Source organism: Lutibacter citreus (assembly GCF_003260195.1).
In the GTDB taxonomy this organism is placed as follows: domain Bacteria; phylum Bacteroidota; class Bacteroidia; order Flavobacteriales; family Flavobacteriaceae; genus Lutibacter; species Lutibacter citreus.
The window spans coordinates 1-15389 of the sequence record NZ_QEIH01000017.1 but is presented as its reverse complement, the minus strand read 5'-3'; the positions used below and the strand labels follow the sequence as shown (position 1 = coordinate 15389).

Annotated in this window: 13 protein-coding genes; all 13 read left to right on the top strand. The window is 28.4% G+C overall.

Annotated elements, in window-relative coordinates; all coding sequences use genetic code 11:
• On the top strand, positions 1–93 hold a 93-nt coding region (locus DAD81_RS20240; protein ID WP_157961064.1), incomplete at its 5' end, for an IS3 family transposase.
• A gap of 201 nt (positions 94–294) precedes the next feature.
• Entirely contained in the window at positions 295–792 is a 498-nt protein-coding gene (locus DAD81_RS20235; RefSeq protein WP_111710234.1) for a hypothetical protein, read from the top strand.
• A 260-nt stretch (positions 793–1052) separates the two neighbouring features.
• Positions 1053–1502 (top strand): hypothetical protein, encoded by a 450-nt coding sequence (locus DAD81_RS20230; protein WP_111710232.1) that lies wholly within the window; start codon positions 1053–1055, stop codon positions 1500–1502.
• 136 nt (positions 1503–1638) lie between these two features.
• On the top strand, positions 1639–2238 hold the full coding sequence (locus DAD81_RS20225) for a COG1361 family protein (protein ID WP_111710230.1): 600 nt from the start codon (positions 1639–1641) through the stop codon (positions 2236–2238).
• 203 nt (positions 2239–2441) lie between these two features.
• Complete coding sequence (locus tag DAD81_RS20220; protein WP_111710228.1) at positions 2442–2942, top strand: hypothetical protein; 501 nt, start codon at positions 2442–2444, stop codon at positions 2940–2942.
• 161 nt (positions 2943–3103) lie between these two features.
• A complete protein-coding gene (locus DAD81_RS20215) occupies positions 3104–4033 on the top strand; it encodes an alpha/beta fold hydrolase (RefSeq protein WP_111710226.1) in 930 nt (309 codons plus the stop codon).
• Between the two features lie 238 nt (positions 4034–4271).
• Positions 4272–4784 carry a hypothetical protein gene (locus tag DAD81_RS20210; protein ID WP_111710224.1) on the top strand — a complete coding sequence of 171 codons (513 nt, stop codon included), beginning with the start codon at positions 4272–4274 and terminating at the stop codon, positions 4782–4784.
• 210 nt (positions 4785–4994) lie between these two features.
• Positions 4995–5555 (top strand): hypothetical protein, encoded by a 561-nt coding sequence (locus DAD81_RS20205; RefSeq protein ID WP_111710222.1) that lies wholly within the window; start codon positions 4995–4997, stop codon positions 5553–5555.
• A 167-nt stretch (positions 5556–5722) separates the two neighbouring features.
• Complete coding sequence (locus tag DAD81_RS20200; protein WP_179950087.1) at positions 5723–6517, top strand: cation transporter; 795 nt, start codon at positions 5723–5725, stop codon at positions 6515–6517.
• Between the two features lie 429 nt (positions 6518–6946).
• The gene (locus DAD81_RS20195) at positions 6947–10594 is read left to right on the top strand and encodes an AAA domain-containing protein (protein WP_055444608.1); all 3648 of its coding nucleotides are present in this window, start codon (positions 6947–6949) and stop codon (positions 10592–10594) included.
• Positions 10587–12803, top strand: a complete 2217-nt coding sequence (locus tag DAD81_RS20190; RefSeq protein WP_111710218.1) for a PIN domain-containing protein — start codon at positions 10587–10589, stop codon at positions 12801–12803. Before DAD81_RS20195 ends, DAD81_RS20190 begins: the two co-directional genes overlap by 8 nt.
• Before the next feature lies 1 nt (position 12804).
• Positions 12805–13443 (top strand): hypothetical protein, encoded by a 639-nt coding sequence (locus tag DAD81_RS20185; RefSeq protein WP_055444610.1) that lies wholly within the window; start codon positions 12805–12807, stop codon positions 13441–13443.
• A 4-nt stretch (positions 13444–13447) separates the two neighbouring features.
• Positions 13448–15049, top strand: a complete 1602-nt coding sequence (locus tag DAD81_RS20180; protein WP_206542242.1) for an AAA family ATPase — start codon at positions 13448–13450, stop codon at positions 15047–15049.
• Positions 15050–15389 lie beyond the last annotated feature (340 nt).

The window sequence follows — 15389 nt, the reverse complement described above, 5'->3', positions numbered from 1 at the left end:
CAGTATATAAAATATTATAATAATGAAAGAATTAAACTAAATTTAAAAGGAATGAGTCCGATTCAATATCGAACTCATTATTATCAAAATTAATTATAAATTTGTCTAAACTTTGGGGTGCAGTCTACTTTCTATCTGTGATTTATTTGCTACTTTAGTGCTTAAAACACGCAACTAATCTTATACAACAACGTTAGCCACTATTACGGAAAAAAATAGAAAAGCTGATTCTAGAAATAGAAAGTTTAAATAAAATGATTAAGTAACAGATTATAGATTCTACTAAAAAATCGTATGATAATTGATTACAAACTAGAGAAAATTTTTCCTTTAATGTTTCTAATAATTGGAATTACATTAATTCTAGCTGGAATATTCCTAACTGGAATGAATTTATTGATTTCAACAAATTCAACATCATTTATTGGAATATTAACTCTATTAATTGGAGTTATAATTGTCTTTATGAGAAAAGGTACTTTATTCGACTTTGATAAAAAGAGAATAAAACATTATGTAGGACTCTTTTTTATTAAAATTGGTAAATGGGATACTACCGAAAACTATTCTTTCATTTCCGTATTACATTTAAATCAAAAAAGTATTGGATATAGCCGAACAGGAGTACAATTTTCAGAAAAAAATAAAATTTTCAGAATTTATTTGTTAAACAGAACACATCGAGAAAAATTGAAAATCACAGATTTTAATGATTTGAAAAATGCAGATTTAGAAGCTAATAAAATTGCAAGAATTATGAATATAGAATTTGTGAAATATAATCCGATATAAAAAAAACAGTGGCTAACAACTCATAAAATTTATGCTTACATTTAAACTAAAATTTAAACCGACAAACATTCAACAAACGATTTGCTACGTCCGAAAAATCTCCGATTTTCCAGTCGCACAAATCTTATAAAAGCCCGTTCTACGCAATTTGACCAAACCAACAAAAATTGTTCATAAATTTAAAATTTTTGGATTTTAAGAAAGAAAAAGTGAAACCGAAATTGAAACTAAGTAAAACGAAGGAATAAATTCTAAGAAACTTGAAAAACGAAACCGAAATAGAAACAGAGTTGGAATTGGAGAAATGGTTGAAAGACAATTGTTATCCAATGAAAAGTTATAGTATAAATGGAAATTTCATTTATGAAGGTTGTGGAATTGAAAATAATGGAGGACTTTATCTTTGGTACTATACAGAACGTGGAGAAAAAACTACTTTGGAATATTTTGCCACCGAAAAAGATGCTGTTCAATATGCTCTAAAACAAATAAAATCTGATAAACACTCAAATCGGAATTTTATTGGAATGTATAAAGAAAACGAAGAAGTTGAAAGAATAATATTGGAACTCAAAAAACGTGAAGTTGAATATTGGACTGACAAAATTCCTTATGGAGGAATAAACGACTGGAAAACTCGAATTTTTGTAATTGGTTGCGGAATTAAAAAAGTAACGGATTTGATACAAAACGAAGAAAAAACTGCGTAGAACACCGTATATAATTTATTGCTGGCTTTTTGCCTACTTGCGAAAGTCCTCTCGGACTTTCTTGGTCGGTAATTATTTACTAAATTAGTTGCTTGAAACACGCAACAAACCATATACAACAACGTTGTAATGCATTATGAAAGAAACTTTTAGATATATAATTCCAACACTGATTATTATCGTTTTCATTTATTTGATTACAAACAACCAAACTGAATTTGATTCAAGTGATTATTTGAGTTTTGGAATGATATTTTTGACTTATTTTTATGTGATATTTACTTGGGAAATGTTGGAAAGAATGAGAACAGAATCTCATTTAGAAAAAAGACCCTATTTAATTGCTGATTTTGATAGCCCGAAAAGTAATTTATCGTTTTACATTAAAAATATAGGAAAAACACCAGCGAAAAATGTAAAAATTAAAGTAAATCCAGATATTAAATTACGAGATTCCGACACAATAAATACTACATTATTTAAAGGAAAAATTGAATTTTATCCACCGAGTAAAAAGACTGAAACGTACATAACAACAACTTCAGATTTTTTCAAAAACAATCCTGATAAATTTACTATTGATTTAGAATATATGGATTCGTTTAACAATAAATTTACTGAGGTTATTACACTTGATTTGAATCATCATAAAAAACAGAGCTATATTGTTGAAAAGGAATTGAAAGATTTAATTAAGAGCCTCGAAAACATAAAGAAAGCAATAGAAAAAAAATAACGCATTACAACAACTCATAAAATTTATGCTTAAATTCGAACTGATATAAACGACAAACATTCAACAAACGATTTGCTACGTCCGAAAAATCTCCGATTTTCCAGTCGCACAAATCTTATAAAAGCCCGTTGTGGTTTATACGATTAAAAACTCAAAAGAAAATATTTGCTATGATTTTGAATTTTAGGATTTTTCCAATATTAATGATATTATTACTTTTATGTATTAGTTGTTCAACAACAAAGAATATTTCTAAAAATGAATTGGAAAGTTATGACGTTTTAAACTCAATTACTCAAAAACAGAAAAGTGGAAAAATTTATTATTTGACAATAAATAATATGTATGACAAGACTGATTTATCAAAATATATAAATCCAAAATTTTTAGATTTTCCATTATGCATAAATAATTCAATTAATCCAGCAAACATATTTGAGGAATCTGATTTTGAATATATTAAAAAACAATTTAATGAATTACAGATAATTAAAATTAGAAAACCATTAATAAAACATAAATCGGCTATAACGAAAATTAAAGGAAAGAATGAAACTTCTTTTATGACTTTTCCGATAGTTTTTAAAAATGGGAATTATGCAATTTACTATTCTGAGTCAAGATATGGAGGTGAATTCAGTTTATTAAAAAAGGAAGGTGAAAAATGGGAGAAAATTTGTTCTACTTTATTATGGATTGAATAAGTACAAACCACAACACCTCATAAAATTTATGCTTACATTTGAACTAACAAAAACGACAAACATTCAACTAACGATTTGCTACAACCGAAAAATCTCCGATTTTCCAGTCGCTCAAATATTATAAAAAATCGTTGTAAGCAATTTAAAGAAACATAGTAACTATGAAGAAAATTTTTAAAATTATTGGAGGATTAGTCCTAACACTTTTGGTTATTGGAGCAATTATATTTTTCTTCTTTCCGAAAGTACTGGTTGACCAAGCCAATGCAAGTTATGCAAGAGCAGGAAATCTGGAAAAAAAGACAATTTCAGTCAATGACTATAAAGTACATTATTACGAAACTAAAAACGCCGATGACAAACCCAATTTGGTATTACTTCACGGAATGGGAGATGACAAAAGTAGTTTCTTGCAAACAACTAAATTACTTTCTGAAAACTACCATTTAATTTTACCTGATTTGGCGGGTCACGGGGAAAACGAAAGAAAACAAGGACTTGATTATTCAATTAATGGACAAGCGACATTCTTAAAATCGTTTTTAAAAAAAATTGACGTAAATAAATTCAATCTTATAGGCAACTCGATGGGCGGACATACTGCTGCATCTTATGCTATTAAATATCCAAATGATATAACTCACTTGATTTTATTAAACGCTGCTGGAATAAAACTCGATGAACACGTTGTATATGGTGGATTTGGAAAAGAAATCGAGAACAAAGAAGAACTTGATGCAGTTCTAAAAAGAGTTTTCTACAAAGTACCTGACCTTCCTGGGCCAATCGCAAATTATATGATAGAACAGATAAACAACAGTAAAGATTTTGTTGATGGAACTTTAATTCCTGCAATCAAAAACGGAGAATACTTTAATTTGAAAAACAATGTTCAAAACATAAAAGCACCGACATTAGTACTTTGGGGAAAACACGACGATGTAGTCAAATTTAATGTAGCCGAATATTATAGAGACAGCATACCGAATTCTGAATTAAAATTAATCGAAAATGCTTCTCACTCACCGCAACTTGAAGTACCTGAATTGGTCGCAAAAGAAGTGAAAAAATTTATTGAAAGTCGGAATTAATGAATAAGTCAGTTCAAAAACTGCTTACAACAAAGGCTATAATTAATACGGGTTTTGGTGATTAACCCAAAGTTTAGGGATATTTACGAAGTCCGCCAAATCTTTTTGATTTGGCTTTATAAAAAAAAGATAAAACAAAATAAAAAGTTTTGGCTAAGTGCTTAATCGAAAGTTCACTACTTTTAATTCCCGTACTAACCATAGCCGAGACGTTAGCGAAAATTTAAAACCAATCGATATGAATAAAATAATACTTACTTCAATTAGCATAATTTTTGCTTGTAATTCAATTTTCGGACAAACTAACGAAGAAAAATATGCGAAAGATGTAAAATCATTAGATGCAATAATAAATGCATATTATGATGTCATTTCAGGATCGAGTAATGAACCCTGGGAATTCGAAAGAGATAAATATATTCATTCGGACAATGCTGATATAACAAGACTGGACGAAAGTGGAAAAGCGGAATCACATACTCTTGAAGCGGAATATATACCAGTCGGATTATATCCGAAAGAGGATTTTTACGAAAAGGAACTTAAAAGATTAGTTAGTAAATATGGAAATATAGCACAAGTTTGGAGTGCGTTTGAAATTCGAACTGAACCAAATACTGAATCCAATATTAGAGGACTTAATAGTATTCAACTTCATTATGAAAATGGGAGATGGTGGATAGACAGTTGGACTTGCGAAATGGAATCTGAAAATAGTTCAGTAGTGACTGATTTTATGACTAATGAATAAAAAACTTTTGCTAACACCTCATAAAATTTATGCTCACATTTAAACTAAATAAAGAACGGACAAACATTCAACAAACGATTTGCTACGGCAGAAAAATCTCCGATTTTCCAGTTGCACAAATCATATAAAAACTCGTTGGGCAACATTACGAAAAAAGAATTTAGGTACGAATATTGATAAATAAATTACTGAAATTTATAAAAGATTATTATGAAAAAAACTATTATGACACTTTTCCTTTTAGGACTAGTAAACCTCTCATTTTCTCAAAATTCTTCAATAGAAAAATCTGTTACAGGAATTCAAATTGGATTTTTTGGAACAGAAATTTATAATGAAACAAGATTATCTGATAAAATTGCTTTAAGGAGTCAATTTGGACTAAATGCTGGAATATTTGGAGGTTCGATTTATGAAAAAACTGGATTTATTTTTTATCCCGAATTATCAATTGAACCAAAATGGTATTACAATCTTGACAAAAGAGTAAGTAAGAATAAAAACATTAAAAATAACGGAGCTAATTTTTATTCGCTGAATATTCAGTATTCGCCAAATTGGTTTGAGATTTCTAATTATGACAATTTAGAAGTTTATAATACATTATCTATAATTCCAACTTGGGGATTTAGGAGAAATTTCGCAGAAAAATTCAACTATGAATTTAGAATTGGTCTAGGTTATGGAGTGTCATATAGAGATTCTGAATATTTAGAAAATGAAAAAGGAGCAATTATGGATTTAGGATTTAAGATTGGATATGATTTTTAAATAAAACGATTGCCCAACACCTCATATAATTTATGCTTACATTTGAACTAACACAAACGACAAACATTCAACTAACGATTTGCTACGGCAGAAAAATCTCCGATTTTCCAGTCGCACAAATCATATAAAATCACGTTGTAAGTAATGCAGAAAAACCAAGAAACCGAGTGAAAAAGACAATATTTGAAATTACCAAAATGGACTGTCCTTCAGAGGAAAATCTAATCCGAATGAAATTGGATGGAATTTCAAGTATTGCGAATTTGGACTTTGATATTCCGAACCGAAAATTGACCGTTTTTCACAGCGGAGAAATTGATCAAATAGAAAAGTCAGTTATCGAACTGAATTTAGGCGGAAAGAAAATCTCGACTGAACAAACCGACCAAACAGAATTTAAAGAAAACGAAAGCCAAAAAAAGTTACTTTGGTCTGTACTCGTTATAAATTTTGCGTTTTTCATAATCGAAATGACAACAGGAATTATCTCAAAATCTATGGGACTTGTTGCAGACAGTTTAGATATGCTTGCGGATAGTTTCGTTTACGGAATTAGCTTGTTTGCGGTTGGAGGAACGTTGATAAAGAAAAAGCTGATTGCAAAACTTGCTGGATATTTTCAAATAACACTTGCGATTATCGGATTTGTGGAAGTTTTAAGAAGATTCTTCGGAGACGAGAAACTTCCCGATTTTTCGACAATGATTATCGTTTCGATTTTTGCACTTATCGCAAACGGAATTTGTCTTTACATTTTGCAAAAGTCAAAGAGTAAAGAAGAGGCACATATGAAAGCAAGTATGATTTTTACTTCGAATGACGTAATTATCAATTTAGGAGTTATAATCGCTGGACTTTTGGTAAATTGGTTGAGTTCTAGCAAACCTGATTTGATTATTGGAACAATCGTTTTCGCATTGGTAATTCAAGGAGCATTTAGAATATTAAAATTAAGTAAGTGAAAGAAAAAAGCACTACTTACAACAACTGGTATATTTTATTGTTTGGTTCTAGCACACTTACGAAAATCCTCACGGATTTTCTTGGTCAGTAATTATTTACTAAATTTATAGCTTAAACACTCAACAAAACATACCAAAAACCGTTGTAAGTAATGCGAAAATCGTGCTGAAATTGAACATTTGAACTAAAAAACGCCAACGCACAAACAGCACATTTATTTTTTTTGCCAACGCGAAAAGCCAACGCTAAAAAAATAAAAGAGCTGTTTCTTGCCAACGCTCAGATAGGATTGAGGAAATCCGTAAAGCAATAAACAAAAAAATAAATACATTAGCCAAATTGAATTATTCTGTACACATTAGCTAAAGCTAAAAAACAAAAGAGCTATTTTTAGCAAACGCACAAAAGAACTGATAAAAAGAGAATGAATGGCATACCATAATAATGAAGATATTTTTGATGAAGAACCTATAGAACTGATAATAAGATTCGAAAATAAATCAGTAAATACTCTTGATAAACAGAATAAAGGAAGCTTTGAGGAATTAAAAAGATGGATTGAAAATAAAACAATAAAATGCTTCTTTCAAAAAAAAAACGAGGATGAACATAAAGTAGTTTTTCAAGTTGAAAATAAGCAAATAGAATTTGTTTTAAAATGGCAAGAGCAAACTTTCGACTATAAAACAATAATAAATCAAAAATCGAAAAATGTAATATCTGAAATTCAACAACTCAATTCAGATGAATATACTGTTACTGAAAATTGTTCAGTAAAATTGATTGACTTCAAAAAAGCCTATCGCTCACAAAGAGAATTAGAAGATTTATTTAGCAAAATATGCAATCTTGAAATTTCGCCAAAATCAGAAATTGAAAATCAGCAAGAAATTTGGGATAAATGGATTGAAGCTCAACAACTCATTCTTAATAAAAATTCTCAACCATTAGAAATAGTCAGATACGACCAACCTATAAATATTCACGAATCACTCTATCAATTTCGAGTTAAGTTAAAACAAGAAGAAAATCTAGAGTTTAAGAATATTGAAAAGACTATTTCAGAAGAACCTTTCAATTTAAACGAAAGAATAAATCCAGATGGAAGTCTGTTTTTGAGATTAAAAGATATTAGTGATGTACTAGATAGAGTTATCCAAAAAGATTTTACAACCATACTCGAAAGGAATAATCAAATTGCTTGTGTTCTTAAAATCACACCTTTTTCTATATCAAATAAAATTAGTCAAACATTTAACAATCGTTTTAGAGTTTCAAATAATAGCGATACAATTAGTGTTTACATAAATAATTTCTCTCAAAAAAAAGAAGTTATAGATAAAATGTTTTTAGAGCAATTTTACTTTAAAAGTTATGGAGCAGAATTTGAAATTGATTGGCATTGCAATATAAAATTAGATAAAGACTTAAATATTAGCGACAATTTACTCAGACGATTAAGACACAATGTTTTTTCACGAAAGCATAATGAAATTGATAGTCTTAAAAAAATGTACCAAGAATTAATCACAATTTTCGGAAAAGAAAAAGTTAAGTCAAAGGTATATTTACAATTCGACCAATCTAGAGTTAACGAACAAGTAACATTTGAAAACTCAACATTTAAAAACACTTTTTGGACTGAAATAAAACGAGAATTTTATTCATTCGATTTTGATACAAATGTTAGTGAATCACAACAAACTGTTGCTTTTGAATTTATAGATTATTCAGATTTAAAATTAAAATACGACAAAATAAAATCTTTAAATAGATTTAACATAATGCTCTCGGCATTAAATGACGATTTTAAATTCAAAGTAAAAATTGACATAATTGCTAAGAAATCTAAAAAAGAAGAGTTCTTAGATAAAACTAAACATCTTGCAGGTTCTGAGTTTTATATAGATAAAGGAGAAAATTTTGAATACAATAAAAGACAAGTTGCAATAGGTAATTTAAATGGCCGAAATTCAGACTTCAATTATTATGTTTTCAATTTACCATATAAATGGTCAGATGATAAACGTCAAACAGATAAGTTCTTCAAATTTATTGAAGAAAAACCTAAAATAAAATTTGTAACACCAAATCTAAGAGGCGACCAAGCAAAAATATCTTGGCTAAATGAAGCAATGAATAAAATTACTAATCCAAAAGAAGGATTAGACTTAAAACCAGTAAACGAAAAAATCAAGGATTTCATTTTTGATAGTTCAAAAGCTGAAGAAATATATAAAAACCTCTCTAAAGATGAGGAAGAATGGAATGAATTAAAAAGACACGAATTACTAATCTTAAACGATTCTCAAAGAAAAGCTGTTTTATCTGCTTTAAATTGTACAGATTTAGCATTGCTTCAAGGTCCACCAGGAACTGGAAAAACAACAGTAATTGCAGAAATGATTTGGCAAATGGTAAGAGTAAATCAAGAACAAAAAATTCTCTTAACCTCTGAAACAAACCTTGCTGTAGATAACGCATTAGAAAAATTACTCAACAAGAATCATACACTAGTAAAACCAATACGTTTTGGAAGAGCTAGTAAATTTGAGGAAGAAGGAAAAAAATATGCGTTTGAACGAATAATGAAATGGGTTGATGGAAAATTTGAAACTGATGATAATTATGAAAATGAAGTTTTAGAAGAAGATAATGTTGAAATAGTTGAAGAAGATTTTTACAATAATTCTGTACAATTATGGATGCGAAGAATTGCTGACAATTCTCAACAATCTAATTCAAAATATAGTGACATTATGAAAGATTGGGCTTTTGAAATGGCTCAGCCTGATAAAGAAATGAAAACCTTATTTAAAGATAAATACTTTAAATATGCAAATGTTGTTGGTAGCACAAGTAGTTCAGCCGGAAGTCCAAATTTTGGAGCGGATTATCAAAGAATTTTCAATGATTATGAAGGAGAATTAGAAATTGGACAATTATATAAAAAGACTAAGAACCTAAGCAAAAAATACAATGATTTTAACGGCAGATATCAAGGAATGAATCTATTCGATATAATCAAACCTATTGAATTTGATACTGTAATAACGGATGAAGCAAGTAAAGCAACACCGCCAGAATTATTATTACCAATGTGTTTTGGACGCAAAAATATTATAATTGGCGACCATAAACAATTACCACCAATGCTTCACGATAAGACTTTCAAAGAAACATTAGAATCACTTGAAACAACAGAAGCAAAAGAATTAGCATCTGAAATTAATAAGGACTTTGTAGAAACTTCTCAATTTGAAAGATTAATAATGCATCCTAAAGTTTCACCAACCATTAAATCTACATTTAATGAACAATATAGAATGCATCCAAAAATCAACAATGTAATCAAACAATTCTACTTAGATGAAGGTGGTTTAGAACCTGGAAAACCTATAAAGGAAAATGCAAATGACACCAATCTAAATAATCCATTTTCTAGACATCACGGATTTTTACTTAATAAGTTTATAAATCCAGACATCCATACTATTTGGGTTAATGTAGATGAACCAGAAGAATTAAGCGGAACATCAAGAATAAATAATTATGAAATTGAAGCTGTTGAGCTCGTCATAAAACTACTAAAAAAATCAAATGGATTTGAAGAGTATATGAAACATTGGCAAAACAGTAACGACCAAAATAAAGTTCAAGAAGAACAAGAAATTGGTTTAATTAGTTTTTATGGACATCAAGTATCAAAACTGAAAGAAGTTGCCTTAAAAGCAAGAAACAAATATGATATTCCAGTTCGATTAAATACTGTGGATAAATTTCAAGGTATGGAAAGAAACATCATTATTGTTTCAACAGTAAGGAGCGATAAAAAGATTGAAAACGGAATAACAAAAATGAATAAAGATATTGGCTTTGCTAAATCACCAAAACGATTAAATGTTGCTCTATCAAGAGCAAAACGATTATTGATTGTTGTAGGCAATAAAAATATGTTCTATAAATTTAAAGATAATGCTGGAATTCAAATTTACAAAAATGTAATTGACACAATTAAAAACGAAGGGATTGTTGTTGATTTTAGGGACTTAAAAAAAGAATTTGGAGATGACTAATGACTTAGAATACAACATATTTAAAGCAATAGAACAAGATAAAAAACTAACAGAAATATATCTTGGTTATAAACCTTTTGACTGGTTTTTTACAAAAGCAAAGTATTCTGCAACTTGTACAGAAGCAGTTGAATTTACATTGTTTGACAAGACTATTTGTGGTTTACTAAATATTGAAAACGCATTAAGTTTTGACGAAATAGGAAAAATTTTAGGATTTAACGTAACAGACAATCCATCTCAAAAAAAATATAAAGATTTTGCTGAATATGAAATCTTGAAAGATGCTTTACAAAGTTTAGAAGAATTTGAAATGATAACTACTGGAGATAATTCTTATTCTTATTGTCAATTGACAGATATAGGAAAGGAATATTTTCAAAAAGGCAAAAAATTTAAAGTCCATACAAATAAGCGATTTGAGTTATATTTTGACAACACAAATAATGACCATTCAATAGCAAAAGATAATTTTGAGTTTTTGAAAAGTGTTAATATTGAAGAAAACTCAATTAATTCTGCAATCAATTATGAAGATGAACAACTACTAAAATCATTTTCAGAAAATCAAATTCCTGAAATTTATAATGTTGAAAAAATGAATTCTTTTAAGGATTCTGTTCTAATCGAAAAAGAACATAAATCTGCTACTTTATATGCAGTCTTTTTGGTTGATGCAATTTCTGGAAAATATAGAACTCTTGTTTATGAAGAATATTCAAAAACAACTAATGATTACTTTTCTTCATATTTAAACGAAAACAAAGTAAGCGCAGACAATTTGTTTTTTCAAATTTTACGAAAGTATGGTATTTATCAAAATCCAAATTCTAATGATTTTTCATATCGAGAAGTAGTAATTAAATCTCAAAAAGAAATTGAAAGGATAATAGCTGAGGATAAAAATATTTCTGAAAAAATCGCAAAAAACATCAATCAACTAGAATTTATTGAACCATTTATGTTTATTGATAAATTAGATACAATTATCAAAAATTCAGAAAATGAAGTTTGGTTAATGTTTAATAAAGTTTCAGGTTTACTAATTGAAACATTATCTAAAATTATTATCGACATAAAAGATAAATATCTTTTCATTTATCTTCCTGTTAGTGTTGATTTAGAAACTGAATTAGAAGAGTTTAAAAGTAAAGTTTCAGAAACTTTAAATTCATATTTAATAATTGGCAACATAGATGAATTTAACGTAATAACTGAAAACTCAAACAATACATCTATATATAAAAAAGAAATTTTTCCTTTAGAAATAAATAAAAAATCAATCAAATATCAATTCGTTAAAAAGTATTCAAATGTAGATATTAAAGAACATATTGACGTTTTTAGACGAGATTTTGCTGATGAGTATGTGGAAAGTATTAGTAATGAAATAGACTCTCTAATTGCCGAAAAAATAAATAGTGATGATTTATCTAATTATAGCATAGAAGAAATTGAGGATATTGATTTTAAAATAATCCCTTTTAATAAAGTAACTGAACACGATTTAATTTTAAGTGAAATTAAAGAAAATAAGATAGCATTACTAAATGCTGTAAAAAATGCAAAAAACGAGAAAATAGAATCCTTCATTACGTCAATGTTAGAAGAACTGAAAAGTTTAGAGTTATCTGAAGAAAGAAAATTTAAAACTTTACAATCAAAAATAAATAAAGAGAAAGAAAAATTTAAAGAGATAGAATCTGGTTTATTTTTAGAATTGGAAAAGAAGTTTTTACTTAAAGAGAAAGAGTTTGAACTAATAAAAAAGAGGAAATCAATAATTATTGACACAAATATTCTAATAGAAGAACCTAAAATAATTGATATAATTGGTTCGCTTCAAAATATTATTTTTTCTGCTAAAGTCATTGATGAACTAGATGGTTTAAAAAATAGAAGTGAAACTAAAGAAAAGGCACAAGAAGCAATTAGAGAAATCCGCAAACATCAAAAAAATAGAAATATAAGCTTCAATACAAGTAAAGTTGATAACTTACCTGATGATTTAAATAAAAAATCACCTGATAATATGATTTTATCTGTTGCATTGCAATACCAAAAAAGAAACCCTATTCTTTTAACTAATGATAAAGGTTTGCAGATTAAAGCTGAAATGCTAGAGATTCCAGCTAAAACAATTACTGAATTAACATCTTTACTTTCTCTTAGCAAAAGAAATAGAACCAACAATAGAAAAAAACGATAATATGTCTTGTTTTGAAACATCCACTTTCCTGAAAAATCCTCAAGTATTTAAAACAGAGGTTTTTATTGAAGCAGTTGAGAAATTTAACTGGGAATATGAAATTAAAAGTGATAATGAAGTTATTGTTACTAAAATACCAAATACAAAGCTTCACGGAGAATATGCAATAAAAATTAAAAATGGAACAGTAACCTATAACAGTTATTACCTGAAAAACGGAAAAGAATTAGTTAAAGAATTACAGAGTGAGTTTTTTACGTTGAATGTTGAATACGCAAAAAAAACAATCCTGACTGAATTTGAAAGTGTTGGGTTTACTTTAAAAAAAGATTATGACTTTGAACCAAATGAAGAAGTGAAAGAGAAGTTTTTTATGGTTGGTTATTCTAAACTAGAAAACGAAGATGAAAAACGAACTGAAATAGAATTTTCAATTCTAAAAGATGGTACTATAATTTCTGATTCAAACTATATTCCATATGATGTTCACGAATTAGCTGATAAAGCAATGGAAGGTATAGAAAGGTCATTCGGAAATACTAGAAGAGAAGGAATTGAAATTAAAAGGAAAGAAATACCTGTAAGATATAAAAACAAGTCTTACTGTAGTGCTTCAAATAAAATCATAGCAAAAAACTAAAATAATGGAAAAATCATTTGAAGATTTAAAATATATGCTTGATGCAAATTATCCACTAATTTATCTTGCATCGCCAGAATATGGTAGAATTATACAAAAAGTTCGAAGTACTGCTTATCGTAAAGGTTATACGTTTAGTACTTGGGATATTGTAGATGGATTACAAATTCATAACAAAGATGAAAATTCGAATAAATTAGATAAAGTTGAAAAGCATCCTAATAATGGTGAAACTAAAAACCCAGATTCATTTCTTGAATTTTTATTAAAAGGTAATAATGAGAATCAAGAATCAAAAGAGATTTTCATTATTGAAGATGCACATAAACAGTTTCGAGACGAAAAGTTTGTGGTTCAATTAAGAAAACTCACACAATATTTTAAAGTATTAAACAAACACTTATTGTTATTATCGCCATTTTTTAAATTGCCTATTGAATTAGAAAAGTATGTTACAGTTTTAAATATGCCTTTACCAGATAAAAACGATTTAGAAAAAAGACTGAAAGTAATAACAAAGGATGAAGTTATAAATGAAGATTTAAAAAACCTAATTCTTGATGCAGGTGCTGGATTAACAGATGTTGAAGCTGATTTGGCTTTTCGTTTAGCAAAAGAAAAAGTTGGGTTAAATAGTAAAGATGCAATTAAAATTATAGCAAGCGAAAAAGAACAAATAATAAAGAAAAGCGGTATTCTAGATTACTATCATACAACAGAAAATTTAGATTCAAGCGTTGGCGGTTTAGACAGTTTAAAAGTTTGGTTGAAACAAAGAAGCAAAGCATTTGAAAGAAAGGCGAAAGCGTTTGGTTTAAAAGAACCAAAAGGAATGTTGCTTTTAGGTGTTCCTGGAACTGGTAAAAGTTTAACAGCAAAGGCAATTGCTACAGAATGGAATCAACCATTATTAAAATTAGATATAGGCAAAGTATTTCAATCAGAAGTTGGTAGTAGTGAAAATAATATCAGAAATGCAATAATGACAGCAGAAGCAATTGCGCCTTGTGTTTTATGGATAGATGAAATTGAAAAAGGTTTAAGTACTGGTGGTGGTGAAAAAGATGGAGGAACAAATTCAAGAGTGTTTTCAACTATATTAACTTGGATGCAAGAAAAAACTAAACCAGTTTTTGTAGTTGCAACTGCCAACAATATAAGTAATCTGCCACCTGAACTTTTAAGGAAAGGTCGTTTTGACGAAATCTTTTTTATAGACTTACCAACAAGAAAAGAAAGAAAAAATATATTTGAGATTCATCTTAGAAAAAATAATCAATTAAATATAACTGACTTCAATCCCATAATTGAAGAATCTAAATATTTCAATGGTGCAGAAATTGAAGAAACTGTAAAAGAAGCAATGTTTAAGGCATATATTGAGAATAATGAAGAACCAGCTATTAAATTATCTCATCTAATTGAATCAGCCAAAGCGATTGTTCCGCTTGCAATTACTATGAAAAATAAAATTGACGGATTAAGAGATTGGGCATCAACAAGAGCTAGACCAGCAAGTTCTGATACAGATAAAGAAGATTTAAAGAAAGATGAAACTAAAACTCAAACATTGACAAAAAGAGAAAAGGAAGAAGATATATTTTAGAATACGAACCTTATGAAAATAGACTGACTGAAAACAAAAGGACTAAAAAGAATATGAATTGAATGAAAAGCCAACGCTCAAAGCCATACACATTCGCAATTCGCTACAGCCAAAGCTACGCCAAAAATTGCAAAAGAGTATGTCTTGCCAACGCTCACATTTGAACTAAATAAGAAACATCGGAAAAACAACCTGAATGAAAAAAGCACTACTTACAACAAAGTACTGTGGTAAAAAACAAGTAAAAATTGATTAATTTTCACAAAAGTACTTCTATAGGTGTCATCGTATATTAATCCTGATTTAGCTCAAAAAATAACGGATCAAGCAGTATATATTT

Bases quoted from the DNA above. Each gene is read 5' to 3' on its own strand.
- DAD81_RS20235 (WP_111710234.1), top strand. From the start codon at position 295: ATGATAATTGATTACAAACTAGAGAAAATTTTTCCTTTAATGTTTCTA.
- DAD81_RS20225 (WP_111710230.1), top strand. From the start codon at position 1,639: ATGAAAGAAACTTTTAGATATATAATTCCAACACTGATTATTATCGTT.
- DAD81_RS20220 (WP_111710228.1), top strand. From the start codon at position 2,442: ATGATATTATTACTTTTATGTATTAGTTGTTCAACAACAAAGAATATT.
- DAD81_RS20215 (WP_111710226.1), top strand. From the start codon at position 3,104: ATGAAGAAAATTTTTAAAATTATTGGAGGATTAGTCCTAACACTTTTG.
- DAD81_RS20210 (WP_111710224.1), top strand. From the start codon at position 4,272: ATGAATAAAATAATACTTACTTCAATTAGCATAATTTTTGCTTGTAAT.
- DAD81_RS20205 (WP_111710222.1), top strand. From the start codon at position 4,995: ATGAAAAAAACTATTATGACACTTTTCCTTTTAGGACTAGTAAACCTC.
- DAD81_RS20195 (WP_055444608.1), top strand. From the start codon at position 6,947: ATGGCATACCATAATAATGAAGATATTTTTGATGAAGAACCTATAGAA.
- DAD81_RS20190 (WP_111710218.1), top strand. From the start codon at position 10,587: ATGACTAATGACTTAGAATACAACATATTTAAAGCAATAGAACAAGAT.
- DAD81_RS20185 (WP_055444610.1), top strand. From the start codon at position 12,805: ATGTCTTGTTTTGAAACATCCACTTTCCTGAAAAATCCTCAAGTATTT.
- DAD81_RS20180 (WP_206542242.1), top strand. From the start codon at position 13,448: ATGGAAAAATCATTTGAAGATTTAAAATATATGCTTGATGCAAATTAT.